Origin of the sequence: Nonomuraea cypriaca (assembly GCF_015645445.1) — a bacterium.
Classification (GTDB): domain Bacteria; phylum Actinomycetota; class Actinomycetes; order Streptosporangiales; family Streptosporangiaceae; genus Nonomuraea; species Nonomuraea cypriaca.
Map to the genome: position 1 here is coordinate 1 of NZ_JADOGI010000038.1, position 25,728 is coordinate 25,728.

Annotated in this window: 12 protein-coding genes and 1 pseudogene; 7 read left to right on the plus strand and 6 right to left on the minus strand. The window is 68.9% G+C overall.

Annotated elements, in window-relative coordinates; translation table 11 throughout:
• Window positions 1–158 precede the first annotated feature (158 nt).
• Window positions 159–998, minus strand: a complete 840-nt coding sequence (locus ITP53_RS15115) for an IS5 family transposase (RefSeq protein WP_195896048.1) — start codon at window positions 996–998, stop codon at window positions 159–161.
• Window positions 999–1,128: 130 nt separating this feature from the next.
• Here ITP53_RS15115 and ITP53_RS15120 point away from each other — a divergent pair, with 130 nt between their 5' ends.
• Entirely contained in the window at window positions 1,129–1,332 is a 204-nt protein-coding gene (locus ITP53_RS15120; protein ID WP_195896015.1) for a lipopolysaccharide assembly protein LapA domain-containing protein, read from the plus strand.
• 6 nt (window positions 1,333–1,338) lie between these two features.
• On the opposite strand, the gene ITP53_RS15125 is transcribed toward ITP53_RS15120, so the two are convergent.
• Window positions 1,339–2,349, minus strand: coding sequence for an aldo/keto reductase (locus tag ITP53_RS15125; protein WP_195896016.1), 1,011 nt, complete (start codon window positions 2,347–2,349; stop codon window positions 1,339–1,341).
• A gap of 661 nt (window positions 2,350–3,010) precedes the next feature.
• Between ITP53_RS15125 and ITP53_RS15135 the strand changes: the two genes are divergently transcribed.
• From ITP53_RS15135 to ITP53_RS57430, 3 genes and pseudogenes are all read left to right on the plus strand, one after another.
• Entirely contained in the window at window positions 3,011–3,451 is a 441-nt protein-coding gene (locus tag ITP53_RS15135; RefSeq protein ID WP_195896018.1) for a hypothetical protein, read from the plus strand.
• A gap of 31 nt (window positions 3,452–3,482) precedes the next feature.
• Window positions 3,483–3,590 (plus strand): annotated as a pseudogene (locus tag ITP53_RS61080) (hypothetical protein); the annotation flags it as partial.
• Between the two features lie 75 nt (window positions 3,591–3,665).
• Window positions 3,666–3,896, plus strand: a complete 231-nt coding sequence (locus ITP53_RS57430) for a hypothetical protein (protein WP_236050835.1) — start codon at window positions 3,666–3,668, stop codon at window positions 3,894–3,896.
• A 214-nt stretch (window positions 3,897–4,110) separates the two neighbouring features.
• Here ITP53_RS57430 and ITP53_RS15145 read toward each other — a convergent pair whose 3' ends face one another.
• Window positions 4,111–7,005: a non-ribosomal peptide synthetase gene (locus tag ITP53_RS15145; protein WP_195896019.1), complete on the minus strand. Its 2,895-nt coding sequence runs from the start codon at window positions 7,003–7,005 to the stop codon at window positions 4,111–4,113.
• 268 nt (window positions 7,006–7,273) lie between these two features.
• Between ITP53_RS15145 and ITP53_RS15150 the strand changes: the two genes are divergently transcribed.
• The 3 genes from ITP53_RS15150 to ITP53_RS15160 all read left to right on the plus strand — a co-directional run bounded on the left by ITP53_RS15150 (window position 7,274) and on the right by ITP53_RS15160 (window position 18,022).
• The gene (locus ITP53_RS15150) at window positions 7,274–12,280 is read left to right on the plus strand and encodes a non-ribosomal peptide synthetase (protein ID WP_195896020.1); all 5,007 of its coding nucleotides are present in this window, start codon (window positions 7,274–7,276) and stop codon (window positions 12,278–12,280) included.
• On the plus strand, window positions 12,277–17,256 hold the full coding sequence (locus ITP53_RS15155; RefSeq protein WP_195896021.1) for a type I polyketide synthase: 4,980 nt from the start codon (window positions 12,277–12,279) through the stop codon (window positions 17,254–17,256). The genes ITP53_RS15150 and ITP53_RS15155 overlap by 4 nt, the downstream gene beginning before the upstream one ends.
• A gap of 133 nt (window positions 17,257–17,389) precedes the next feature.
• Complete coding sequence (locus tag ITP53_RS15160; protein WP_195896022.1) at window positions 17,390–18,022, plus strand: 4'-phosphopantetheinyl transferase family protein; 633 nt, start codon at window positions 17,390–17,392, stop codon at window positions 18,020–18,022.
• Here the strand turns inward: ITP53_RS15160 and ITP53_RS15165 are convergent.
• The 3 genes from ITP53_RS15165 to ITP53_RS15175 are packed head-to-tail and all read right to left on the minus strand — an operon-like array spanning window position 18,007 to window position 25,726.
• Window positions 18,007–19,248 carry an ATP-grasp domain-containing protein gene (locus tag ITP53_RS15165; RefSeq protein ID WP_195896023.1) on the minus strand — a complete coding sequence of 414 codons (1,242 nt, stop codon included), beginning with the start codon at window positions 19,246–19,248 and terminating at the stop codon, window positions 18,007–18,009. The two genes, ITP53_RS15160 and ITP53_RS15165, sit on opposite strands and share 16 nt — an antisense overlap.
• 5 nt (window positions 19,249–19,253) lie before the next feature.
• Window positions 19,254–19,442, minus strand: coding sequence for a hypothetical protein (locus ITP53_RS15170; protein WP_195896024.1), 189 nt, complete (start codon window positions 19,440–19,442; stop codon window positions 19,254–19,256).
• Window positions 19,439–25,726, minus strand: coding sequence for a non-ribosomal peptide synthetase (locus ITP53_RS15175; RefSeq protein WP_236050840.1), 6,288 nt, complete (start codon window positions 25,724–25,726; stop codon window positions 19,439–19,441). Before ITP53_RS15175 ends, ITP53_RS15170 begins: the two co-directional genes overlap by 4 nt.
• Between the last annotated feature and the right edge of the window lie 2 nt (window positions 25,727–25,728).

Here is a 25,728-nt window from a genome sequence, read left to right on the forward strand (position 1 = left end):
AGACATGGTGATCAAGCTCCGCCGCGTCATCATCGCCGAACGTTTTCGGCCCCAAGCCCCCTACCAGGCCACACCCGAAGAAACCCAGGCCGTCCTCGCAGCCTGGGCCGCCGCCGAAACATGATCAACCACAACTGCGAAACACGAGGGGCAAGGCGTCATGGTCGACGGGCTGGCCGTGTGTCCCAGCGTTGGCTGGTCCAGGCTTCGCGGATGAGGCGTCGGATCACGATGATCGCGGTCATCAACGCGAGCAGTGCGTTGATGACGACCGCTCGACGTTCCGTGCAGGACAGGGTGAAGTTGAAGCCGCGGCTGTACCAGGACTTGGTGCGCTCGACGACCCAGCGGCGAGTGTGGTTGATCGGGATCACGACGCCCTTGGGCTGGATCCGCCACTCGCAGCCGAGATCGGTCAGCGGTTTGCGGGTGACCGTGGAGTCGTAGCCCGCGTCAAGGTGTACCGTGATCTGCTCAGGCAACGCGAGCTCGAAACGCCCGGGCTTCTCTAGCGTCGGGCGCAGGAACGGGGAGTCGTGCCGGTTCGCGCCGGTCACGACACAGCCCAGCGGGATCCCGCGTCCGTCGGTCATCCGCGACCACTTGATCCCGAGTTTTCCCCGGTCAATCGGTGATTTCCCGGCGACCTCGCCACCGCAGGGCGCTTTGGTGATCTGCCCGTCGACGGTGATGTCGGCCAGGTCCAGGCCCACGACACGGTCGTAGGTCTCCAACACGATCTGCTCCAGCCCTGCGAAGACACCGGCCGCGATCCACTCGTTGCGTCGGGTTCTCATCGTGGTTGCCGAGCACGATTGATCGGCGTGCTTCTCGTACGAGCCGCCGAAGACGAGTTTCGCGACGAGCTTGTCGAACACGATCCGGTCCGGGATCCGTGGGTTGTGACAGCCCCACGGATGTGTCTCGAGATGCGGTGGCAGGAGGGCCTCGAACTGGACCCACAAGGGCTTGATCGCCCATGCTTCGACGGCGGGCACCGGTGCTCCGTTTTCAGATGTAGAGATGTAGGAGTCCCACGTCAAAACGGATCCCGGTGCCCGCGTCACATCAGCCTGACGCCCCTACCCGCGAAATCTCTTACCAATTGACCAAACTCAGGAGCAGTCGGTGGACGTCAGCTACTTCGGTGCCCACGGGCACGTTCCGCTGCGCGTGGCCCTGCTGCTGGCCGCGGTGGCGGGCATCCTGCTCACCGCGCTGGCGGGCAGCGCGCAGATCATGCAGTTGCGCGCGACCGCCCGCAAGCACCGCCGGGCCTACCACAGGGCTGTGAAGGCCGAGGCCAAGGACTCGTCGATGGCCCGGCGGTAGCCCGGACTACCGGGAGCCCGCCACAGGGTGCTGCTTGTAGAAGGACTCCTCCAGGTAGGCGGCCTTGTGCGGCTGGTAGGGCTCCTCCAAGTAGGCGGCCTCGTCTTCGTCGAGTTCGACGTCCACCGCGGCGACCGCGTCGGCCAGCTGGGCCGGCTTGGTGACCCCGACGATGGGCGAGGTCACCGCCGGGTTGCGCATGACCCAGGCCAGGGCGACCTGGGCCGGGGACAGACCCCGCTTGCCCGCGATCTCGTGGACGCGCTCGGCCACTGCCTGGTCCTCGTCGCGGTAGAGGATCTTGCCGCCCTCGTCGGTCTCGGCACGCGCCGTGGCGGTGTCCCGGGCCCGCGTCAGCCTGCCCCGCGCCAGCGGGCTCCACGGGATCACGCCGATGCCCTGGTCGGCGCAGAGCGGGAGCATCTCCCGCTCTGCTTCTCGGTGGATGAGGTTGTAGTGGTCCTGCATCGACACGAACCGGGTCCAGCCGTTCAGGTCAGCCAGGTACAGGGCCTTGGCGAACTGCCAGGCGTGCATGGAAGAGGCTCCGATGTAGCGGACCTTCCCGGACTTGACCGCGTCGTGCAGCGCCTCGAGGGTTTCATCGATCGGGGTGTCGTAGTCCCAGCGGTGGATCTGGTACAGGTCGATGTAGTCGGTCCCCAGTCGCTTCAGGGAGGCGTCGAGCTCGGCGAAGATCGCCTTGCGGGACAGCCCGGCGCCGTTCGGGCCGGGGCGCATCCGCATCCAGACCTTGGTGGAGAGAACGACCTCCTCGCGCCGGGTGAAGTCCTTGACCGCCTGGCCGACGATCTCCTCGCTGCTTCCGGCGCTGTACCCATTGGCCGTGTCGAGGAAGTTGACGCCGCCCTCGAGGGCCTGCTTGATGATGTCCCGGCTGGCGTCCGCGCCCAGCGACCAGGGCTCGCCGCCCCGGTCCGGCTCGCCGAAGCTCATGCAGCCGAGGGTGATGGCGGAGACTTCCAGTCCGGTCGTTCCGAGTTTGATGTATCGCATGCTTCCGAACCTAGGAGTTGGAGTGCGCTCTAACGCAAATTCGGAGGCGTGGGGCATGCGCGCCCTGTCAGGTTTCGACCGTTTCGGCCAGACGTACCAGAGAACCCAGTAGTAGCGAGTAACAAACTGTCAATTCTCGGCCGAGCGCGTGGGGCACTACTCAGCCCCCCGACGGCAAACCGCCCTCGCGGGTCCGTCGCCACGACCGATCATCGCTCGATCACTAAGAGATTCCGCTGGTCCGGGCGGCGGTATCGCGGCGCTCGCGACGGCGCCCCTACCCGCGGCATCTCTTACACCGACCGGCGCTGACCAGGACGACCGTCCACCGGCGTTTCGTTCAGAACGTTGATCGTGCGGGTGGCGCAGGAGAACCCGACCGGGGGCCATCGAAGAATCCAGGGTGAGTTGGCCCGCCTGGGGTATGCGATCGCCGCTTCCACGGTGTGGGAGATCCTGCATGCCGCTGGCATCCGTCCTGCGCCCCGCCGGACTGGGCCGACCTGGCGGCAGTTCCTGGTCGCCCAGGCGCGCTCCTCCGGCGGGGTGTCACGCCAGGACCGCTTGACGCGCCCGATGCGCTGGCCTGGGTCGTCCCAGCGAAGGAGCGTGGCTTCCCACGAAAGCGTGTCGTCACCGGGCTGCCACAGGACGCGGCCGGGTGGCGCGCGTCGCCGCGGTCCATGCCAGGATCGGTGAGGAAGACGGTGACGTGCATCTGCTCGCGTTCGCCCTGGGTCTTGCGGAATTCGCTGCGGTGGCGCAGGCGGATGCCGCGCACGGTGAGCAGGTCGATGACAGTCTCTACCTCGCAGGGCCGACCTTCCAGCCGCATGATCACGGGATCGTGGATGTACGGCCTGGGGGCGACGAAGGTGGAACCGAGTTCGGCGACCTCGGCGATCAGGGCTTGCAGTCGGGCGTCCAGGCCGGCGCGGCCGGTCACTCGTCACCGTCCTCCCGCTCGGCGTCCGCGCGCTCGTCGCCGCTGGCAGACTGCGCGGTCACGTCAACGCGGGCTTGCACCCGGTCGCCCCATCTGGGGACGGCGGCAGGGCGCTCGTCGGCGGCGGCCGGCGAGGAGGCGGAGCCGGCGGCGTAGACGCGGATGAGCTTGAGGACGCTTCCCCACCCCGGCCCACCTGGCCTCCTGGGCCAAGTTCTGCCCCAAGACACACGAGTCAGCGGGGAAGAAGAAGGCCAAGGGCCGCGGGAAGGGCAACCCCTGGCTCGGCGGCATCCTGGGACGCGTCGTCTTCGGCTTCTCGCGCACCAACACCTTCCTGGGCACCCGGCATCGCCGGCTGGCCCGCCGGATGGCTCCGCAGAAAGCGATCGTCGCCTCGGGCAACGCCGTCCTCACCGTGATCTGGCACCTGCTGGCCGACCCCGAGGCGCACTTCTGCGACCTTGGCCCAGAGCACTACGACTCCCGTATCAACAAGGACCGCAAAGTCCGTAACCTGGCCCGCCACCTGCAAGCGCTCACCGGCCAGACGATCGTCGTGCGGGACGGGAAGGTGACGGTCGGACCAGAGACTGCCTGACATTCCCCATACCGTCCCGAGAGACCCTGACCAGGCGCGACGGCCGGGGTTCGCTGCCGCCTGCCCGCTGATCTCTATTTTCGGGTCAGAGCCATCGTGGCCGCGTTTTGACGCAGTACAGGTGGTGCTGCAAGCGCTGCATAGGCTGTCGGATGAGGAAGCCCTGGCGGCGCTGCGGTTCGATCTGCGCTGGTAGGCCGCCTGCCGTTTGCCCCTAACCTTCGAGTCTCGCGGCGATCCTCGCGATCGTGGGGTTGGCGAGCAGATCGGCGACGGGAACCTCGGCTCCCGTCGCCGATGTGATGTCCGCCTGCAGCCGCACCGCACCTCTGACGCCGAGCAGCGCACTGTCGAGTTCGTCATCGATGCCGAGGTCGTCGAGCCGGAGCTGCCGCTGCACCACACGCAGCAGGTAACGCTCCAGATCGGATCGGGCCGGACGATAGGCTGGCGCGAGTCGCGTCGCAGGGCTCGGCAGCGCCAAGCGATTGATCTTGCCGTTGGCGGTGAGCGGGAATTCGTCCAACCACACCACCACCGAGGGGATCATGTAGTCGGGCAGGTGCGGACCGAGCAGCTGCCGCCGTTCCCGGCCATCGATGCGCCGCTGCGGCGGCGCGGCCAGGTAGGCCACTAACCGCGACTGTTCGAAGATCACCACCGCCTCACACCCCAGAATCGACCTCAGCGCCGCTTCCACCTCGTCGAGCTCCAGCCGGAAGCCTCGAATCTTCACCTGACGATCGAGGCGGCCGACGAACTCGAGGTTGCCATCGTCGAGCCAACGCACCAGGTCACCGGTGCGATATAGCCGCGAGCCGGGTGGGCCGTAGGGGTTGGGCACAAAGCGCTCCACCGTCTGCGTCGGCCGGCGCAGGTAACCCCGGGCCAGTCCGTTGCCGCCGACGTAAAGCTCACCGAGCGCTCCAAGCGGGGGTTGGCCGAGATCGTCATCAAGCACATAGAGCTCGGCGTGCGGCATCGGCCTGCCGATCACCTTCGCCATGCCGATCCTGGAGACATCGGCCCAGCAGACGTCCCAGGTCTCGGAGAGCCCATAGAGGTTGATCACGCGGGTATCGGGCAGCAGTCGACCCACGCGGTCGAGCACCGTCTGGGGCAGCGGTTCGCCGCTGCACAGGCACAAGCGCACGCCGCGCAGCGACGCCACCACGGCCTCGGGCAGGTCGATGATCGCGGCCAACAGCGACGGAACGATCAACAGCCGCTCCACCCGATGGGTCACCGCCAACTCGACCAGGCGCCACGCGTCGCGCATCTCGTCGTCGGTCGGTATGACAATGGCACCACCCGAGGACAGCGGCGTGAAGATTTCCCAGTTCGAGTCCATGAATGACGGAGCGGTGGTGAGCAGATAGCGCTCACCCGCACGGGTCGGCTCGTAGGAGTCGGTGACGATCCGTGAGACCAGGCTGCGGTGACGCACCATCACACCCTTGGGTCGCCCCGTCGAACCGCTGGTGTAGACCATGTAGGCAAGATCCTCAGGGTGCGCCTCGACCATCGGCCGGGCAGGCGCCGATCCGGCGAGCAGCGCGTCGAAGTCGCGCAGGCGATCGGTCAGTCGCTCTGGGAAGGTGCGGTCCTGCCCCTCCTCGGTGATGATCAACTGGGGATCAGCGTCGGAGACGATCAGGGCGAGCCGCTCCGAGGGCAGTTCGGTCACCAGCGGCATGTAGGCCGCGCCCGCCTTGAGCACGGCCAGCGAGGCGGCCAGCAGCCGCGACGAGCGGCGCATGCTCAGCGCCACCAGTGCGCCGGGCCGCACACCCTCGGCCACCAGGCAATCGGCCAGCCGCTCAGCCTCCGCGTCGAGCTCGCGATAGGACAGTTCGCGCTCGGCGAAGACCGCCGGCGCGTCCGGAGTTCGCGCCGCCTGACGCTCGAACAGCTGGTTCAGCAGCAGATCCGGCGCCTCGGGCGTGGTGGCGCCGCCCGCGAACGCCAGGGTCCGGTGCGCGTCGTCGGTCGACGCGACCGGCAGCTCGTCGATCGTGTCGACCTCGCCGTCTGCCACGGCGGTGAGGCAACGGCCGAGGGAATCCGCCATGCGCCGCACCCGATGCTCCGGCATCAGATCGTCGCGTGCCGACAGCATGGCGTGCAGCTCGTCGCCCTCGGCAAGTACAAGCTCGACCGCGGCTTGTTGTCGCGTGTGGGGCACAAGCTCGGTGGTGACGGTGAGCGTCGGTGACGTCCGCCGCACCCACTCCCGATGGCCGACCAGAACGGCGTCGGCGTGGGGAAGTGCGTCTTTCATGGTGGTTACCGCTCGGGCCGCCTCCCGCACGGCCGAGTCCACGGTCGCCCCAGGTACGTGGTCGATCACGGACATGCCGATCCACCCGGCGTCGGGCCTGGCCAGGATGACCGAGCCGCGCCGCAGCCAACGCGCGACGACGGTGGTGAGCACGGCGCCGGCAAGATCCACAGTGGACACCCCGTACCCGTGCGCCCGTTTGGCCAACCCGGCGCGCGCATCAGCCGGAAGCGTCAGCAGGGCGGAGCCCGCCCGCGCCGAGCCGAGCGGCAGCACCGTCGACACCTGGACCTCGCCGACCTCCTCGCGAGCCTCCGACGTGGACGGTATGGATGGGGTCGACGGCTCAATGGGTCGGCCGATGATCGCGTCGGCGATCCGGGCGGCGAGCCCATCGGCCACGGTGTCATCGGCGATCATCGGGTGCAGGACGATCAGGACCAGCGCGGACCGCGGCCCGGTCTGGAAAAGCCGCAGCCGGCTCAGAATCGGCTCGGTCGGCCCGAACGGCCGATCGATCTCCTGCCTGATCATCGCCCCGATGTCGTCACCCCGCGTCACCGGGGCGAGCGCGGGCGGCGATGGGGGCCCGACAAGCAGGAGCGGGTCACCCGTCACTGTCGCGACCAGGGTGGTGCGGAACTCCACCGGATCGGCAGCGCCCAAGGTGATGGCGTCGGCCAACGCCTGCGGTTCGATCCTGCCGTCGATCCGGAGCGCTCGCACCTGCGGTGGCACCCTACCGGCCGTGGCGTGAACGGCTGACCAAACGCGATCCTGGCGGACCGTCAATCCGACCAGACTTGAGAAATCCGACGACGTCGACATCGGCCACACGCTACGACCGCAGGCGGGCCTTGACAATGCGGAGAAAGCCGCATTGGACAGCGCGATGATCGAACGGTGTCCGCGCAATGACGGGCCTTGAATTCCGTGTCACCGCAAGCCGTGACGCGCTCGCGGAGCATCTTCGCCGACCTTCCCTCGCTTCGCTGTTACGGCGCCATCGGTCCGTCATTCGCGGCCTGCTCCGGAGGTCGCGGATTGATACCGTGCAGCAGTTCTCGATATTTCCGAGTAGTGGGGAGTCGGTTTAGTGACTGAGGTTTTGTTGCCCGCGTGGAATGACACCTTCACCGAATTCGACGGCCCCGCCTACATCCACCAACTCATCTCCAGACAAGCCCAACGCACCCCACACCACACCGCCCTACGCCACCACCACACCACCCTGACCTACGAACAACTCGAACACCAAGCCAACCAACTCGCCCACACCCTCACCCAACACGGCGCCAAACCAGAAACCCGCATAGCCATCTGCCTCGAACGCTCACCCGACCTCATCATCGCCCTCCTCGCCATACTCAAAACCGGCGCCGCCTACGTACCCCTCGACCCCTCCTACCCACCCGACCGCCTCCACTACATGCTCACCGACAGCAATGCCACCATCCTGCTCACCCACCAACAACACCTCCACCAACTTCACACCAGCGCCACCACCATCACCCTCGACACCACCACACACCACCACCAACCCACCACAACAACACACCCACCCCTCCACCCCCACAACCTCGCCTACGTCATCTACACCAGCGGATCCACCGGCACACCCAAAGGCTCCATGAACACCCATCGCAACATTGTGAACTTCCTGAACACGCTGCAGCGGACCTACCGGATGGAGCCGGACGACGTGGTGTTGCAGCGCACGCCGTCGAGCTTCGACGTGTCGGTCTGGGAGTTCTTCTGGCCGCTGACCGTGGGTGCGAGCCTCACCCTGGCCCGTCCGCGCGGCGACCAGGACCCCGCCTACCTCTCATGGCTGGTGGATGAGCATCACGTGACGACCGTCCACTTTGTCCCGTCATCGCTGGGACCCTTCCTCGACAGCCGCGCCCCCGGCTCCTCGACGAGCCTGCGCCGGGTGATGTGCAGCGGCGAGGCATTGAGCACACACCTGCGCGATCGGGTGTTGACAGAGTTGCCGCACGTCGAGCTGCACAACCTCTACGGCCCGACCGAGGCCGCCGTCGATGTCACCGCCTGGCACTGCACTGCCGCCGACGGGGAGACCGTGCCGATCGGTACCCAGCTGCACAACAGCTATTTGCGCGTGCTCGACGAGTCACTGGGGCCGACGCCCATCGGCGTCGCCGGCGAACTCCACATCGGAGGGGTGCAGGTGAGCCGGGGTTATCTAGACCGGCCGGACCTCACCGCCGAGCGCTTCATCCCCGATGGCGAGGGCGAGCCGGGCAGTGTGCTCTACCGCACCGGTGACATCGCCCGGTGGCGCGGCGATGGCGTCCTGGAGTATCTGGGCAGGAGGGATCATCAGGTCAAGGTGCGCGGGTTCCGGGTGGAAACCACCGAGATCGAGGCTGCACTGCTGCGCCTCGACACGGTCCGGGACGCCGCGGTCATCGCGCTCGCCGCGGGCACCGAGGAGGCGCGTCTGGTGGCCTACGTGGTCGCCGCGCAGCCGACCGTGCCCATCGTGACCGCCGAGATCCGGGCCCGGCTCGCCCGCGTCCTGCCCGACTACATGGTGCCGAGCTTCGTGGTGGTGCTCGACCGGTTGCCGCAGACTCCCAACGACAAGCTCGACCGGCGGGCCCTGCCACCGCCGAGGTTCGACCGCACGCTGACCACGCCGCTCGTCGCGCCGTCCAGCGCCACCGAGATCGCCGTCGTCGAGATCTGGCGCGAGGTGCTCGGCGTCACCGAGGTCGGTGTGCACGACGACTTCTTCGCCCTCGGCGGTCAGTCCCTGCTCGCGGCGCGGATGGTGCACCGCTGCCGGGAAGCCTTCAAGATCGAGCTCACCGTCGGTCACTTCTTCGCCCGCCCGACGGTGGCCGGGCTGGCGACCCGCATCGACGCCGCGCCGTCCGTCGAGCACCGGATCCTCCGGCGCGACCTCATCGTCGAGGTGCCGGGCCCTCTGTCGGCAGAACAAACCGCGCTCTGGTTCCTTCAGCAGCTCGACCCGGACAACCCGTCCTACAACGTGTGCCATGCCGTCACCATCGACGGCCCGGTGGAGCCGGTTTGGCTCGGCCGCGCCTTGACCGGTCTGGTGCGGCGGCACGCCATCCTGCGCACCCGCTACGAGTCGGTCGACGGCATGCCGGCCCAGCGCATCCTCCCTGCGGCCGAGGTCGACCTGGTGGTCCGCGATCTGCGCGGGTTGGGTGAGTATGAGCGGGCCGAGGCCGCGGCGGCCGAGCAGGCACGGCAGGCGCGCCTGCCGTGCGACCTCGCGGCGGGACCGATGCTGCGCGCTGTCCTGCTGCGACACTCCGATGAGCGGGCCGTGCTGGTGCTCACGATGCCGCACATCGCCTGCGACGAGGCGGCCATCACCATCCTGCTGGACGAGCTGACCGAACTGGACGAGCCGGCCGAGCAGGATTACGCCGATGACCGGGCCGCGCTTCACTACCGCGACTACGCCGCGTGGCAGGCCGAGCAGTCCACATCGGACGATGCGGCGGCCTTCTGGCGCACGGCGCTCGCCGGTGCGGCGACCTCAATCGAGCTACCGACGAAGGGGGTGCGACCGCCCATGCCGTCCTACCGCGGCGCCACCCACACCGTGTCGCTGCCGGCCGAGGTCACCGCGCTGCTGCGCGACTTCGCCGCGGAGAACCGGGCCTCCATGTTCATGACCACTCTGGCCGCCTTCCAGGTGCTGCTGGCGCGATTCAGCGGCCAACTGGACTTCCTGGTCGGCGCGCCGGTCTCCGGCCGTGATCGACCCGAACTCGCCGGGGTGGTCGGGTGTTTTCTCAACACGCTGCCCCTGCGCGCCCGGCTCAGCCCCGAGATGACCTTCCGGGAATGCGTCGCCGACGCCCGCGCCACCGCCGTGGACGCGTTCCGCCATCAGGCCGTCCCGCTGGCCCGCATTGTGGAGTTGGCCGACCCGCCGCGCGACCCCGACCGCAATCCACTATTCCAGGTGATGTTCGTCTACCAGCAGGCGAGGCCGGTGCGTCGGACGGGCGCACTGACGCTGCGCGACAGTGTCGTCCACAACGGAGGGTCAAAGGTCGACTTGACGCTCTTCGTCGAAGAGACCGAGACCGGCCTGTCCTGCACCTTCGAGTACGCCACCGACCTGTTCACCGCCGAGGCGATCGGCCGACTCGCCGGCTCCTTCACCTCACTGGTCGCGGCGTTGCTGCAGGCCGCGGACCGTCCACTCGCGACGGTCGAGAGCGATGACCCTTCGACCGGCTGGAATGACACCTTCACCGAATTCGACGGCCCCGCCTACATCCACCAACTCATCTCCAGACAAGCCCAACGCACCCCACACCACACCGCCCTACGCCACCACCACACCACCCTGACCTACGAACAACTCGAACACCAAGCCAACCAACTCGCCCACACCCTCACCCAACACGGCGCCAAACCAGAAACCCGCATAGCCATCTGCCTCGAACGCTCACCCGACCTCATCATCGCCCTCCTCGCCATACTCAAAACCGGCGCCGCCTACGTACCCCTCGACCCCTCCTACCCACCCGACCGCCTCCACTACATGCTCACCGACAGCAACGCCACCATCCTGCTCACCCACCAACAACACCTCCACCAACTTCACACCACCGCCACCACCATCACCCTCGACAGCACCACACACCACCACCAACCCACCACAACACCACACCCACCCCTCCACCCCCACAACCTCGCCTACGTCATCTACACCAGCGGATCCACCGGCACACCCAAAGGCTCCATGAACACCCACCGCAATCTGACCAACCTGATTCGGTCGTTCCAGCGATACCCGGGCTTCACTGCCGAGGATCGGATGCTGTCGGTCACCACGGTCTCGTTCGACATCGCGGGGTTGGAGTTCTTCCTGCCGCTGACCGTGGGCGCCGAGCTGTGCCTGGCCGACGCCGATGAGGTCATTGATCCGCAGCGGCTGGCCGCGCGGATCGCCGCCGACCGACCGACCGTGCTGCAGGCGACGCCGACCTCGTGGCGAATGTTGGTGGAGTCCGATTGGGAGGGTCAGCCCGTCCTGTCGGCCTGGGTCGGTGGCGAGCCGCTGCCGGCGAGCCTCACGCTGCGCCTGGCGGAGCTCGGCGTGCCCGCCTGGAACGTCTACGGACCAACGGAGACCACCATCTGGTCGACGTGCGGTCCGGTCGAGCCGGGTCCGATCAATGTCGGGGGCCCAATCGCCAACACGGTGATCCGGGTGCTCGACGCCTTCGGCGGGCCGACGCCGATCGGTGTGGTCGGCAACGTCGCGATCGCAGGTGACGGCGTGGCCCGCGGCTACCACGACCGCGCCGAGCTGACCGCCGAACGCTTCGTGCCCGACCCCGCCGCGACCGCCCCGGGTGGACGGATGTATCTCACCGGTGATCGCGGCCGGTGGAACGAGCACGGCAGGCTAGAGATCCTTGGCCGCACCGACGACCAGGTAAAGGTGCGCGGCGTGCGCATCGAGCTCGGCGAGGTGGAGAACGCCCTCGGCCGGCACGCCGACGTGGCGATGGCGGTCGCTGCGGTGTCCGCCCAGGGCGACGACGTGGAGCTGGTCGGCTACCTGGTGCCCCGGGTGCACGGCGCCGGCAATTCGCTGGCGGCCGAGGTGAAGGCGTTGGCCGTGCGCGAGCTGCCGACACACTACGTGCCGACCAGGTTCGTGATGATCGACAAGGTGCCCCGCACGCCCAACGGCAAGGTGGACCGCCGGGCGTTGGCCGCACTGCGTCCGGCCGCGCCGGAGCATGCCCAGGCGGCGACCCCGACCCACGGCCTCGAGCAGGTCATCTCGGGGATCTGGTGCGAGCTGCTCGGCGTGCCGTCGGTGGGGGTGCACGAGAACTTCTTCGAGATCGGCGGACACTCGATGCTGTTGGCGCGGCTGCACCACCGCCTGCAGGCGACGTTCCCGTGGCAGGGCACCGTGGCCGACCTGTTCCAATACCCAACCGTACGCAGCCAGTTCCTCGCCATCAGCGGCGACGAAGCGACGGCCAAGCCCTCCGACGCGGCGCCGCCATCGGATGCCGGACGTGACCGGCTGCGTCGCCGGATGAGTGCTGGGCGGCCGTCGTGAACGCCCCGCGAGGCACCGAACTCGCGGTGGTGGGCATGGCGGGTGAGTTTCCCTGCGCCGATTCCGTGGAGGAGCTGTGGCGCCGGGTCCGCGCCGGCGAGGAGTGCCTGACCTTCTTCGAGGAGGAGGAGCTGCTGCGGGCGGAGGTAGACCGGGAGCGGCTGCGCTCGCCCGATTATGTCCGGGCGCGGGGCATCCTGCGCGGTGCGGAGGAGTTCGACGCGGCGCTGTTCGGCATCGCGCCCAGCGAGGCGCGGTGGATGGATCCGCAGCAGCGCCGGTTCCTCCAGATCGCTAGGTCGGCGCTGGAGAATGCGGGCTACTGCGCGAACAGCGGGCTGCGGGTCGGTGTTTTCGCCGGTGCCGGCACCAACACCCACCTGTGGCGGCTTGGGGTGCCACTCGACCCTGACTCGGCCGAGGCGTGGCGTGCGACGCTGTGGAACGACAACGACTTCCTCGCCACCCGGGTCTCCTACAAGCTCAACCTGCACGGTCCGGCCGTCACCGTACAAACCGCCTGCTCGACCTCGCTGGTAAGCACCATCATGGCCGCGCAGAACCTGCTCGCGGGCGACTGCGATCTCGCCGTCGCGGGTGGTGCGGCGATCAAGACGCCGCAGGCGCGGGGCTACCTCTACACCAAGGGTGGCATCCTGTCCCCGGACGGCCATTGCCGGCCGTTCGACCTCGGGTCGGCGGGCACGGTGCCCGCCAACGGCGTCGCGGTCGTGGTGTTGAAACGGCTCGACGACGCGATCGCCGATCGGGACACCATCCACGCCGTGCTCACCGGCTACGGCCTAAACAACGACGGCAGCGGCAAGATGAGCTATCACGCGCCGAGCGCCGCCGGCCAGGCCGCCGCTATCCGCGAGGCGCTGCGCACCGCCGAGATCGACCCGGGCGACATCGGTTACATCGAGACGCACGGCACCGGCACCGCGCTCGGCGACGCCGTCGAGGTGGCCGCCCTGAGCCAGGTCTTCGCCAAGACGGGCGACGGCATCGGGCTCGGCGCGGTGAAGTCGAACGTCGGGCACCTCGACATCGCTTCGGGCATCACCGGCCTGATCAAGGCCTGCCTGACGGTGCGCGACGGACTGTTCACCCCCACCGTCCACTTCACACAGTCCAATCCCGAGCTGCACCTCGACGACTCACCGTTCACCGTCTGCGACCGCCTGGAGCCGTGGACCGGGTCGGAGCGGCGGATGGCGGGCGTCAGCAGCTTCGGCATTGGCGGCACCAACGCTCACGTGATCGTCGAGGAGCCGCCTCGCCGCACTCCGACGCACCACACCGCTGGGCCCGAGATCGTCATGCTCTCCGGCCGCACCGCCGAGGCCGTGACCGGGCTCCGCTCGGCACTCGCCGATCATCTGCTCGCGCACCCCGACACTGCGACCACCGACGTGGCCTTCACCCTGGCAGAGGGTCGGCAGTGGATGAACATCCGGCAGGCGGTGGTGGCGAGCGACCGCGCCGAACTTATCGATCTGCTCACCGAACCCGCCTCGCCGACCGAACCTGTTGGCACCGCGGCGAATCTCGTCTTCATGTACCCGGGCGGCGGCACGATGCGTGCCGGTATGGCCGCCGAGCTGTACCGTGCCGATCCCGTCTTCCGGGCACACCTCGATCGATGTGTGACTTGCTTCGCCCCATCGGCGCAGGCCCCTGTGCGCCGGCTGCTGCTGTCGGACACCCCGCAGAAGCCGCGATTCGGCATCACCCTGCAGGCCATCTTCTCCTTCGAGTACGCGCTGACCGCCGCACTGCGCGAACACGGGATCAGGCCCACCGTGGTCATCGGCCATAGCCTCGGCGAGTACGCGGCGGCGGTGATGGCGGGCGCCTTCGATCTCGCCGACGCGGCCGCCGCCGTCGAGGCGCGCTCGGCGGTGCTCGAGGCGGCAGGCGGTGGGATGCTCAGCGTCGCCCTGCCCGCCGCCGAGGTCCGTGCCGAGCTGCCGACAGGCCTGTCTGTCGCCGCGGTCAACGCGTCCGAGTTCACCGTCGTCTCCGGACACACCGAGGACATCGCCGCCTATCGTCAGGCCCTGATCGCGCGCGGGGTCGAGGTGCGCGACGTGGCCATCGCCGCCGCCGCGCACTCTGCGCTGCTCGACCGCGGCCTGCCCGGCTTCCGCGCCCGCCTCGCCGAGCTGCGACCGTCGCGGGCCGTGCTGCGTTTCGTCTCCGGGCTGACCGGCACCTGGGCCGCCCCGGAGCTGCTCGCCGATCGAGAGTACTGGGTGCGGCAGCTGCGTGAGCCGGTCGAGTTCGCCGCAGGCATCGACACGTTGCTGACCATGACGCCAGCGCCGATCCTGATCGAGGTGGGTCCGGGGCGCGACCTCAGCTCGCTGGCCGGCCGGCGGGCTGGCAGCCGGAAACACATCGTCACCGTTTGTCCCGGCGATGCGGCCGGCGATGTCTCCCTTGCCCGCGCCCTCGGCAGGCTGTGGGAGCTCGGGGTCGAGGTGCGGATGCCGGAGAGCCGCAGGGCCGAGCGTGGTCGGGTACCGCTGCCGACCTACCCGTTCGAAAGGCGCACCCACTCGATCGAAGGGCAGCGGACGCCGGTGGCGGCGACGGGTGCCCGGCCGCCGGAGCGGTGGTTCTATACGCCGTCGTGGCAGAGCTCGGTGGTGCCGATGATCGACTCGGCCGGTACCCGTCGAATCCTCATCATCGGCGACGACCCCGAGCGGGTCGCCGACCTCCGCGAAACCCTGCCCCACCACGACATCAGGATGTCGGACACGGTCGACCCGGCCTGGCAGCCGGATGTGGTGGTGCTGGACGCCGACGGCGGCACGCCCGACATCGATATGGCTCTCCTGTCCTGCGCCAAGGAGTTGGATCGGTTGGCCGCCGAATCGATCCGCCTCCTGGTGGTGGGCTCCGGCCTGCACGATGTTGACGGCACAGAACGGCTGCGTGCTGACCGGCGCAGCCTGATCGGCCTCTGCCTCAGCCTCGGCCAGGAGCTCGACTGGTGTGATTGGACGGTCGTCGATTTCCTCGACTTGGATTGGTCGCGCGCCGTAGCCGCCGAGCTCTCGGCGACGAAGGCGGACCGCCTGGTCGCCTACCGGCACAGCCGTCGGCTGACCCATGTCCTGACTGAGCTGGAGCACACGTCAGCGACGGGTTCGTTCGAGCGGGACAAGGTCTATATGATCAGCGGCGGATCCGGTCACGTCGGCGGGCTGCTCGTCGACCACCTGGCCGATCGGGTCGGCGCCAAGGTGGTGGTGCTGACCCGCAGTGGATTGCCCAGGCACCCGTCGTGGTCGGACAATCCGAGGGTGTGCGTGGTGGCGGGCGACGTGGCCGAGGAGGCCGATGTCAGGAAGGCGATCGCGCAGGCCGACGACCGGTTCGGCCGGTTGGACGGCGTCATCCACCTCGCTGGTGTCGTGAGTGGACGGTCGGTGCCTCGTCAGGCGCTGCACCTCGACCGGTCCAACCTTCGCGAGCAGCTGCGCCCCAAGGTCGATGGTGCGGCCATGCTTGCCACCGTGCTCGCCGATCGCCGGCTCGACTTCGTCGCCCTGTTCTCGTCGAACGCGGCGGTGCTCGGCGGCTTTGGCCTGGGTGCCTACGCCGCCGCCAACGCGGTGCTCGACGGGGTGGCCGCGGAGCAGAGCCGCCGATCGCGGACGCGCTGGTTGTCGCTGGCGTGGGACGGTTGGGGCACCACGTCCACCGATGCCGGCAGCGACCGGGGTCCGGGCCTCGACGCCTTCGCCCTGACACCGGCGGAGGCGATCGACGCCCTCGATCGCGCCCTGCGCATCGACGGGCTGAGCTGCCTCGCTGTGTCGCGTGGGGATCTGATCGAGCGGGCCCAGTTGTGGGTCGACCTACGTGGCCACGCCGCATCGGAGCAGGTGAGCCGCCAGGAGGAGCCGGTTGTCGACCAGGACCCGATGGTGCATCGGCTGGTGGGCCTGTGGAGTGAGGTGCTGGGCGCGGCGTGCGGCCCGCACACCAACTTCTTCGACGCGGGCGGTCACTCGCTGCTGGCGCTGCGGTTGCTGCGGCGGGTGGAGGAGGCCACCGGCCGGTCGTTGCCCGCCAACACGATCGCCCACGCACCGACACCGCGCACGCTCGCGCCGTTGATCGCCGAGCCGGGCTCGATCGACATCGTGGAGCTCGCCGCGCACTCGGGCCCGCCCCTCCTGCTGATCCATCCGCAGGGTGGCGGGGTGCTGTGCTACGCCGGGCTCGCGCAGGGCCTCGGCATACGGGTGCTGGCCTGCGACGACCAGCGGCTCGCGGTCGACGATCCGCCGCGGGAGTCCATCCCAGAGCTTGCTGAGCGCTACCTCGCCACGCTGCGACGTGAGGTGCCGCACGGCCCCTACCGGGTGGGCGGTTGGTCCTTCGGCGGTGTCGTCGCCTTCGAGGTGGCCCGACTCCTGCGGGAGTCCGGCGAGCAGGTCCATCTGGTGATGATCGATTCACCCGCCCCGACCGGGCAGCCGCTGCCCCGTTCCGGTGCGGAGGAATTGGCCGCCACCATCGTCTGGAACTGGCTGCGCCAGGCTGGGGTGCACTCGGCCGAGAGCTACGCCGAGTTCCTGGCGCTGCCGAGCGACGTCCGGGATCGGGTCGCCGCCGAGGCAGCCACCGCGGCGGGGATGCCGTCGTTGGTGCGCGCGATCGAGGCGGGCGGCGGCGACCTGCTGCGGCGCACCGTCGCCGTGGGCACCCACCACGGCGACGAGCTCGACGCCTACCGCCCGGAACCGTGCCCGGTCGACGCGCTCCTGCTGCGGGCGACCGCACAGCACAACGGACCGCTCGCCGAGCTGCCCACCGGCGACGACCACCTGGGATGGCGTGCGCTCATTCCGGCGATCACGGTCGTCGACGTAGCGGGCGACCACGCCTCGGTGCTGGCACAGCCGCAGGTGCGTGAGGTGACCACGGCGATCCGGCGATGGTTGCGCTCGTGAGCCCACACCCGCACATCCCCCGGCTCACGTGGCACGACGGCGTTCCGTTCCGCGAGGTGTCACTCGGCTATCCGCGCAAATGGCGGCGACATGGCCATCCGCACGGCATCCTGCCCCGATTGCCGGGGGCGCGATGATCGCCGGGCTGTTGCCGCCATCGGTGTCATGCGTCGAGCGGTTCGACGACGCCCTGGACGCCGAGCTCATGCCCGGCGAGGCCGAGCTGATCGCGAGGGCCATTGAGGCGCGGCGGCGGGAGTTCACCACCACTCGGCACTGCGCCCGTCAGGCGTTGGCCGTACTCGGCTTCCCTTCCGTGTCTATCCTGGCGGGCGAGCACAGGGAACCGTGTTGGCCCGAAGGTGTCGTCGGCAGCCTCACCCACTGCGATGGCTATCGCGCCGCAGCCGTCACCACCGAATGGCTGAGCATCGGCATCGACGCCGAACCGGCCTGGCCGCTGCCTGACGGCCTGCTGCGCATCGTGGCGCTGCCGCAGGATTTGGCGGCGCTGCCGAGCACATCCGGGGTGTGCTGGGATCGGCTCCTCTTCTCCATCAAGGAGTCCGTCTACAAGGCGTGGTTCTCCTTGACCGGGCGCTGGCTCGGCTTCGAGGAGGCGGAGGTCGTCATCGACCGGGACGGCACCTTCCGCGCGCGCCTGCTGGTGCCAGGACCGCCGGGGATCACCGGCTTCACCGGACGCTGGACCGTCGCGAACGGGCTGATCGGCACCGCCGTTGTGGTGCCTCAGCAGGGCGAGTAGGCCGCTTCGATCCGGTCGTGCATCGCCGCGACCGCCGCGGTGACGGCGGCGTGGTCGGGGGCATGTCCCCGCACCACTCCGAGGTAGACCTGGGTACCCGTGCTCGAGTCGAGCAGTGTGCCGGGTCGAGCGTGCGCGGTCACCGAAGTCACCCCGGCCACTGCTCTCACCTCCGGCAGTCCGCGCAGCCCGGTCAACCGCAGCCGACCGTGCGGCGTGGGCAGAAAGTACGAGTAGGTCACGCCGCGCGGCGTCGGCACCGATTCGACACCGTCGGCCCCCAGCGCCGCCAGTAGGGCCAGCCGGACCATATTGACGCCGACCGCACGGCGGACGATGTCGCCGACATAGCCGCCCAACCGCCCGTTGACCTCGATGAGCCGCGGCCCCTGCCGGGTCAGCTTGATCTCCGTCTGGGTCACGCCGCGCTCGACACCCAGCGCGGTGAGCGCGGCGAATGCCAACTCTATGGCATCCCGATGGATGCCGGACGAGACGGTGGCCGGAAAGATCATGCCGCCCTCTCGGAACGGTGGGATCAGCGGGAACTTGCCGACCACCGCGACGCAGTGATGCCGGCCCGCGCATGTGATGGCGTCGACCGACAGATAGTCACCCCACTCCTCCCCCGCCACTGTAGGGTCGCCGACCAGCAGCTCCTCGATGATCAGCTCGCTCTCGTCACGCAGTCGAGGCGCCACATCGGACCATGGTTCGTCGACAGTGACCGGGAAGGCGTTGCGGCTCGCCGCGCCGACTGTCGGCTTCACCACCGCAGGCAGCCCGACCTCGGCCAGCGCCGACGTCGCGTCTTCTGGCGCGGTGACGGTACGGAACCTGATCGCCTCCATCCCGGCCTCGGCCAGGCGGCGGCGCTGGCTCGCCTTGTTGGTGAGCCGATGCGCCACGTCGGGCCGGTGATAGGGCAGGCCGGCCAGGTAGGCCAGCGCGGCGGTGAGCACGACGGCGTATTCGCTGAAGGTGACGATGCCCGCCACACCAATGCGCCGCAGTCGATCGGCGATGTCCTCATCGGACAGTCCGGTAATGTGCAGGACCTCCTCCGGCGATATCTCCTCCCACAGCTCGGCCGCCTCACGCACACCAGGCCTGGTGTGGTCGAGCAGAAAGACCACGTCGCACACGCCCGTGGCCGCGTCGATCACCTCAAGCGGTCCTGCCGAACCGGTGTCATAGACCACCGCCACCTTCTGATCTCCGTTCATCGCCTTCACCATCCCCTGTCCAGAACCAGCAGCAGGTGAGCTTGGCTCTCGCTCTCCACCCGCCGGAACCCGCAGCGCTCCAGCAGTCGAACCGAGGCCGTGTAGCCCACGTCGGTGTCGACGTGCAGCAGGCGCACCTGTGCCTCCGCCAGGAAGTCGTCCGGTTCGGCCTGGCGCAGCTCCAGCTCGTTCATGATGTGGAGTCCGACGGACGATCGGCCAGGCGTCGCCCGGCCAGGCGGCGCTCCCGCTGCTCAGACAGCCTGCCTTCCCTCGCGGTGCGGCCTCCTCGACGGGTACCGGTCGTCGCCCGCTCCGACGTGTTCAAACGATCAAGATATGCGGCCAGGGTGCGGATCGTCGGATGGCTGAAGAGGTCCACCACCGACAGCTCCGTACCCGCCTCCGCGACCGCGCGCACCCGACCGAGGGTGCGCAGCAGCAGCAGCGAGTCGCCGCCGAGGTCGAAGAAGTTGTCCTCCACCCCGAGGGCGTCCAGGTGCAGCACGTCCCGCCAGACCTGGACCAGCCGTTCCTCGGTCGACGAACACGGGGCGCCCTCGGCGTGTGTCTCATGCGCCCGCACCGGATCCATCGCCCGCAGCGCGGCCCGGTTCACCTTCCCGTTGGGCGTCAACGGCATGGCATCGAGCACCACGTGGCCGGTCGGAACGCTGTGCTCGGGCAGGCACAGCCGCAGGGCCCGGCCGACCGACGGCCAGTCCACGGTCGCCCCGGGCGCGGGCACCAGATAGGCGACGAGCATCGGCCTGCCACCCGCCGACTCCGTCAGCAGCACGGTGGCGTCGGCGATCTCGGCCAGCTCGCGCAGCGCGGCGGTCACCTCGTCCGTCTCGATCCGGAATCCGCGCAGCTTCACCTGGTCGTCGTTGCGGCCCAGGTACTCCAACTCGCCGTTGGGCAGCCAGCGAGCCCGGTCACCGGTGCGGTAGAGCCGCCCACCCCCAACGAACTCGTCCGGCACGAACCTATCGGCGGTGAGGTCGGGCCTGCCGCCGTAGCCCCGGCCGACCTGGATGCCGCCGAGGCAGAGCTCGCCGACGGCACCCCGGGGCACCAGGCGGAGGTCCCGGTCGAGCAGGTAGGTCCTGGTGCCGGCGATCGGCCGTCCGATCGGGACCGTGGCGAGTGGTTCGTCGGCGCAGTAGTGCACGGTCACGTCGACCGCCGCCTCGGTCGGCCCGTAGAGGTTCACCAGGCGCACTCCCGGCAGCAGTCGGCGGAACCGGTCGCGCAGTTGCGGCGGCAACGCCTCGCCGCTCGACACGACGCAGCGCAGGCCCACGCAGCGGCCCGGCTCCATCGCGTCCAGGAAGACCCGCAGCATCGACGGCACAAAGTGCACCATCGTGATGCCGACCGACTCGATGAGATCGGCCAGGTAGAACGGGTCACCGTGCCTGCCTGGCGCGGCGAACACCAGCCGCGCGCCGGTGAGCAGCGGCAGGAAGAACTCCCACACCGACACGTCGAAGCTGTTAGGCGTCTTCTGCAGCACCACATCGACGTCGGTGACGTCCAGGGCGTTGCGCATCCACTCCAGACGGTTGACAACCGCGCCGTGCTGGTTCATCGCGCCCTTGGGTCGGCCCGTCGAACCGCTGGTGTAGATCATATAGGCGAGCAGTGTGGGATCCGCGAGCTCGGGCAGCAGTGCCGCGCCGACCTCCGTCGGTCCACATCGGACAACTCCGGCGGGCAGCGGAAGGTCGGACGAGGCGTCCGCCAGCACCACTGAGGCCCCCGAGTCGGCCAGCATGTAGCTCAGTCTGGCCTCCGGATAGCCGGTGTCGAGCGGCACGTAGCCCGCGCCCGCCCGCAGCACCGCGAGCAGCGAGACCATCAGCTCCAGCGAGCGCGGCAGGGCCACGGCGACCCGGTCGTCCGGGCCGACCCCCAGCTCGACCAGGCGTGCCGCCAGTCGGTCGGCGCCCCCCATCAGTTCCTGATAGGACAGTGCGGTGTCGCCGATGCGGACCGCCTCGGCGTGCGGCGTTCGCCCGGCCTGCGCCCGAATGAGGTCGTGCAGCAGCGCGCCGTCGCGATGGAGGATGGGCCCGCCATCGGCCAACCGCAGCAGCTCGCCTCGCTCCTCCTCGGACACCAGCGGAATCGAGCCCACGGTGCCCGGCTCGATCAGGGCCAACGCCACCCTGGCCACCAGCGTGGGCAAGGCGAACCCGGCGAGTTGATCCTCCCGATAACGGAAGGACAGGTCCAGCTCGCCGTCGACCTCCTCGACCACCAGATGGGCCTCATCCAGCGGCTCGTCGTTCACCAGGCGCATCCGCGAACCCCCGATCGTACCGGAGGTGTAGGCGTTGTAGACGAAGCGCGGTGACTGTGCGGGGAAGATGGCTCGCTGGGCTCGGACGGACAGTCGAGCGTGCGACGAGCGCTCCCGCTCGACCTCCATGACCCACGACGCGCGATCGCGGTCGGCGGCGAGATCGACGACGAACGGTGCCACCCGATAGAAACAACCGACCGTGTCTCGATGGCCGGCCGGGCGCCCGGCGACCACGTGGTCGACGACGAACGGGCCGTCCGGCTCGCCCACCCGCCACAGTGTCGCCAGATAGGCGGCGAGGATGAGCTTCGGCAGCCGCACCGAATGCTCCGCGCACCAGGTTCGCAGCCGCTCGACGTCGGCCGTCGACAACACTGCGCGATCCACCACGCGCCCCGCGGCGCCGACCGCCGGTCGCGGCATCATCAGCGGCGACGCCACCTCGGCCTGGCGGCGCCAGTAGTCGACGGAGTCGGGGGCGTCCATCCGAGCATCCGGCGACGCGACGAAGTCGCGGAAGCTCGCGCCGGGCCCCTCGACCAGACGACCCTCCAGAATGGAATGGTAGGCATCGAGGATGCTGCGCAGCACCACCACGCCGGAGATGCGGTCGAGGGCGATGTGGTGCGTGGCCAACACCGCGTGATACTCGCCGTCCGGGTCGCGGGCCAGATAGTGCCGCACCAACGGCGATCCGAGCAGCGGAAAGGGCTCTCGCACCGCGTCGATCAGCTTTTCGAGGTCGTCGGCAGAGATCTCCTCCAGGACCGCCTCGCAGGCCAGTACGCACCAGTGTGTGGTGCCGTCGGCCGTTTCCCACAGCCGGGTGCGCAGCCCCTCCTCGAGCCGTACGACCTCCGCCACCGCCCGACGCCACACCTCGGGTCGCAGCTCACGACCTAGTGGCAGATGGAAGGCAAGGAAGTAGTGCGCCCTCTCCGGCTTCCGCGCCTGGTAGAGGTAGAGGTCGAGCTGCATCTCGGTGAGTGGCCCGACCGCGACGACGTGCTCGGGCGCCACGCCGAGCGCACGGGCGGCGGTACCCGCCTCGGACTGCCGGGGTTGCACCGGCGGGCAGGCACCGGCGATGTCCGCGACCATCGCGCCGATCGCGCGCCGGTAGAGCTCGGCGACCCTGGTAGCCTCCTCCTCGGGCCAACGGTCGCCGTCGATCCAGATGTCGAGCGACAGCTCATCTGTCTTCGGATCGACCTCCGCGTTGAGCGAGAACGGAAACTCCGTCTGCACGTGGAACTCGTCGATGAGCAGCGGCACGCCCTCTTCCTCCAGCCGGTTGTACTCCACGTAGCGGAGGAAGTTGAAGGAGGTCTGGATCGGGGTGATGCCGATGTCCCGGACCATTTGCGCGTAGGGGTACAGCCGATGTTCCTGGGATTCGACGTCCGCCGCCGACACCTCGCGCACCAGATCGCGCCACGTCGGGTGACCCAGCTCGACGCGCAGTGGCACGGTGTTGAGGAACAGTCCCAGCAGCTCGGTCGCTGAGGCATCGCGCGGTCTGCCGTTGGTGACCAGTCCTGTGGTGACATCGACGCGCCCGAAGAACTGCCCCAACACCCAAAGGTGCGCCGCGAGCACGAGATGCTTGACCGAGGCCCCTTCCCGCGCGGAGACCTCGCGCAGGCCGCGAGAGGCCTCCGAGTCGAAGTGGACCACGCGGCGGTGATACCACTGCGGACCGTCGTCGGTGCTCGGCAACAACGGCCTGTAGCCACACAGCCGCTCCAGCCACCACTGACGCTCCGCGGGCTCGGCGATCGCGGCGCGTTCTCGCGCCACGTACTCGGCGAACCTGACCGGCTCGACGACCGGGGCGGCAGCGGTGCCGTGCCGCAGCAGATCCGCGTAGCGGCGCAGGAGCTCGCTGAGCAGCATGGTGAAGCTGTACCCATCGAGAATCGCGTGGTGAAAGCCGACCGCCAGACGGAACGAGGCCCTATCGACGGCGAACGCCGCCACCCGCACCAGCGGCGCGATCTGCCAGGACATCGGTCGGGCTTTGGCACCATCGACCCACTGCTTCACCGCGCGGTCCTGCATCGCTGAGTCGAAGCCCAGCAGGTCGATGATCTGCACCCGGGTCTCGGCATGTGCGTGCACCAGACCTAGCGGCTCCGCATAGGACTCGATGTCGAAGCTGGTGCGCAGGGTGGGATGGGCCACGAAGAGGTCGGCGAGCGCGCGATCCAGCAGCTCCGGAACAAGCGGCAGGCCGCATGCGGTGAGCATGATGTCGTGGTAGCGGCCCGCGGTCGCGCCCAGCATGCTCTCGATGAGCATGCCCTGTTGCAGCATCGTCATCGGATAGGCGTCGATGATGTTTGCGCCCAGCCGTGCTCGATCCACATCAGACACCAAGGCGAACGGGGGTAGTTCGCGCTCCGCACCCGCCTGGTCGGGGGCACCCTCCTGCTCAGCCATGGCTGCGGCGAGCGTGCGAATCGTCTGATGCCGGAAGATCTTCTCCAGTGTCGCCGTGTGCCCACGCTCCTCGACGGCCACCGAAATCTGGATGCTGTTGAGCGAGTCACCGCCGCTGACGAAGAAGTTCTGGTCGATGCCCAGCTCGTACGGGTCGAGGCCGAGCACCTCGGACCACACCTCGACCAGCATGCGCTCCAGCGGGGTGGTGGCCGCACACGGTGCCGGACCGGTGTCCTGCCTGTCGGGATCGGGCAGCGCGCGGCGGTCCAGCTTGCCGTTGGGTGATATGGGCAGGCGTGCCATCACGATGAACTGCGCTGGTGTCATGTGAGCGGGCAACCGTCCGGCCACGAACTCCCTCAAGGAATGGACACCTTCGAGAGCGGGCTCGACGTAGGCGACCAGGCGGCGTCCGCCCTGTGCGGAGTCGTGCGCCACCACTGCAGCGCCCTCGGCACCCGGGAACTCCCTTATCACCGCCTCGATCTCGGCGGGCTCGATCCGGAAGCCGCGCACCTTCACCTGGTGATCGATCCGCCCCAGGTAGTGCAGACCGCCGTCCGGATCACGCCGCGCCAGATCACCACTGCGATAGACGGTTCCGCCACGCAGGAAGCGCTCGGCGGTGAACTTGGGTCGGCCGAGATAGCCCCACGCGACGCCGGCGCCCCCGACCCATATCTCGCCGGGTTCGCCGTCGGGCACCGGCTCGCCACACTCATCGACGAGGTGCACCTCGAGGTGCGGCAGCGGGACGCCGATCGGGGTGCCGTCCCCGCCCGGGTTCAGTACCTCGTCGGTGAGCTCGCAAAAGGTCACGTGGACCGTGGCCTCGGTGATGCCGTACATATTGATCATCCGGACGTGGGGCCCGCGGTTCAGCCGCCAGAACCGCTGCACCGAGGCCGGGTCCAAGGCCTCGCCGCCGAAGATGACCGCGCGTAGCGCGAGCACCGGGCAGCTCAACCGATCGAAGGCGGCCACCAGATGCCGGAACACCGAGGGCACCTGGTTGAGCACGGTCACCCGCTCGTCGCGGAGCAGCCCCACGAAGTCCTCCAGCGACTTCGTGTGTCTGCTGTGGACGATCACCAGGCGCCCGCCATAGAGCAGCGCGCCCCACATTTCCCACACCGAGAAGTCGAAGCTCACCGAGTGGAACAGCGTCCACACATCGGACTCCGTGATGCCGGCCACTGGTGCCGTCGCGTCCATCAGGGCGATGACGTTCGCATGGCTGACTAGCACGCCCTTGGGCGCACCAGTCGAACCCGAGGTGTAGATGACGTAGGCGCAGTCCTTGTGCCGGGTGCCGCCGGACCGTACCGTGTCGTGCCCCGGGCCGCCGGGCCCATCGATGAGGACACGGTGCTCGACGCCCAGCTTCGCGGCGTGCGCGGTGTCGGTTACCACCGTGACCGCCGAACTGTCGGCGAGCAGGAACTCCAGTCGCTGCTCGGGATAGTCCGGGTCGAGCGGCACATAGGCCGCGCCCGCCTTGAGGATCGCGATGATCGACACCATCAGCTCGGCGGACCGGGCGAGGCACGTGGCCACCAGGTCACCCGGGCGCACCCCGGCCGCGCGCAGCCTCGACGCCAACGCCTCGGCGCGCGCGTCGAGGTCCGCATAGGACAGTCGCCGGGCGCCATCGGTCAACGCGATCCGGTGCGGATCGGCGGCCACCCTGGCCTCGAAACGACCATGAAGCGTGGCTGTCATCG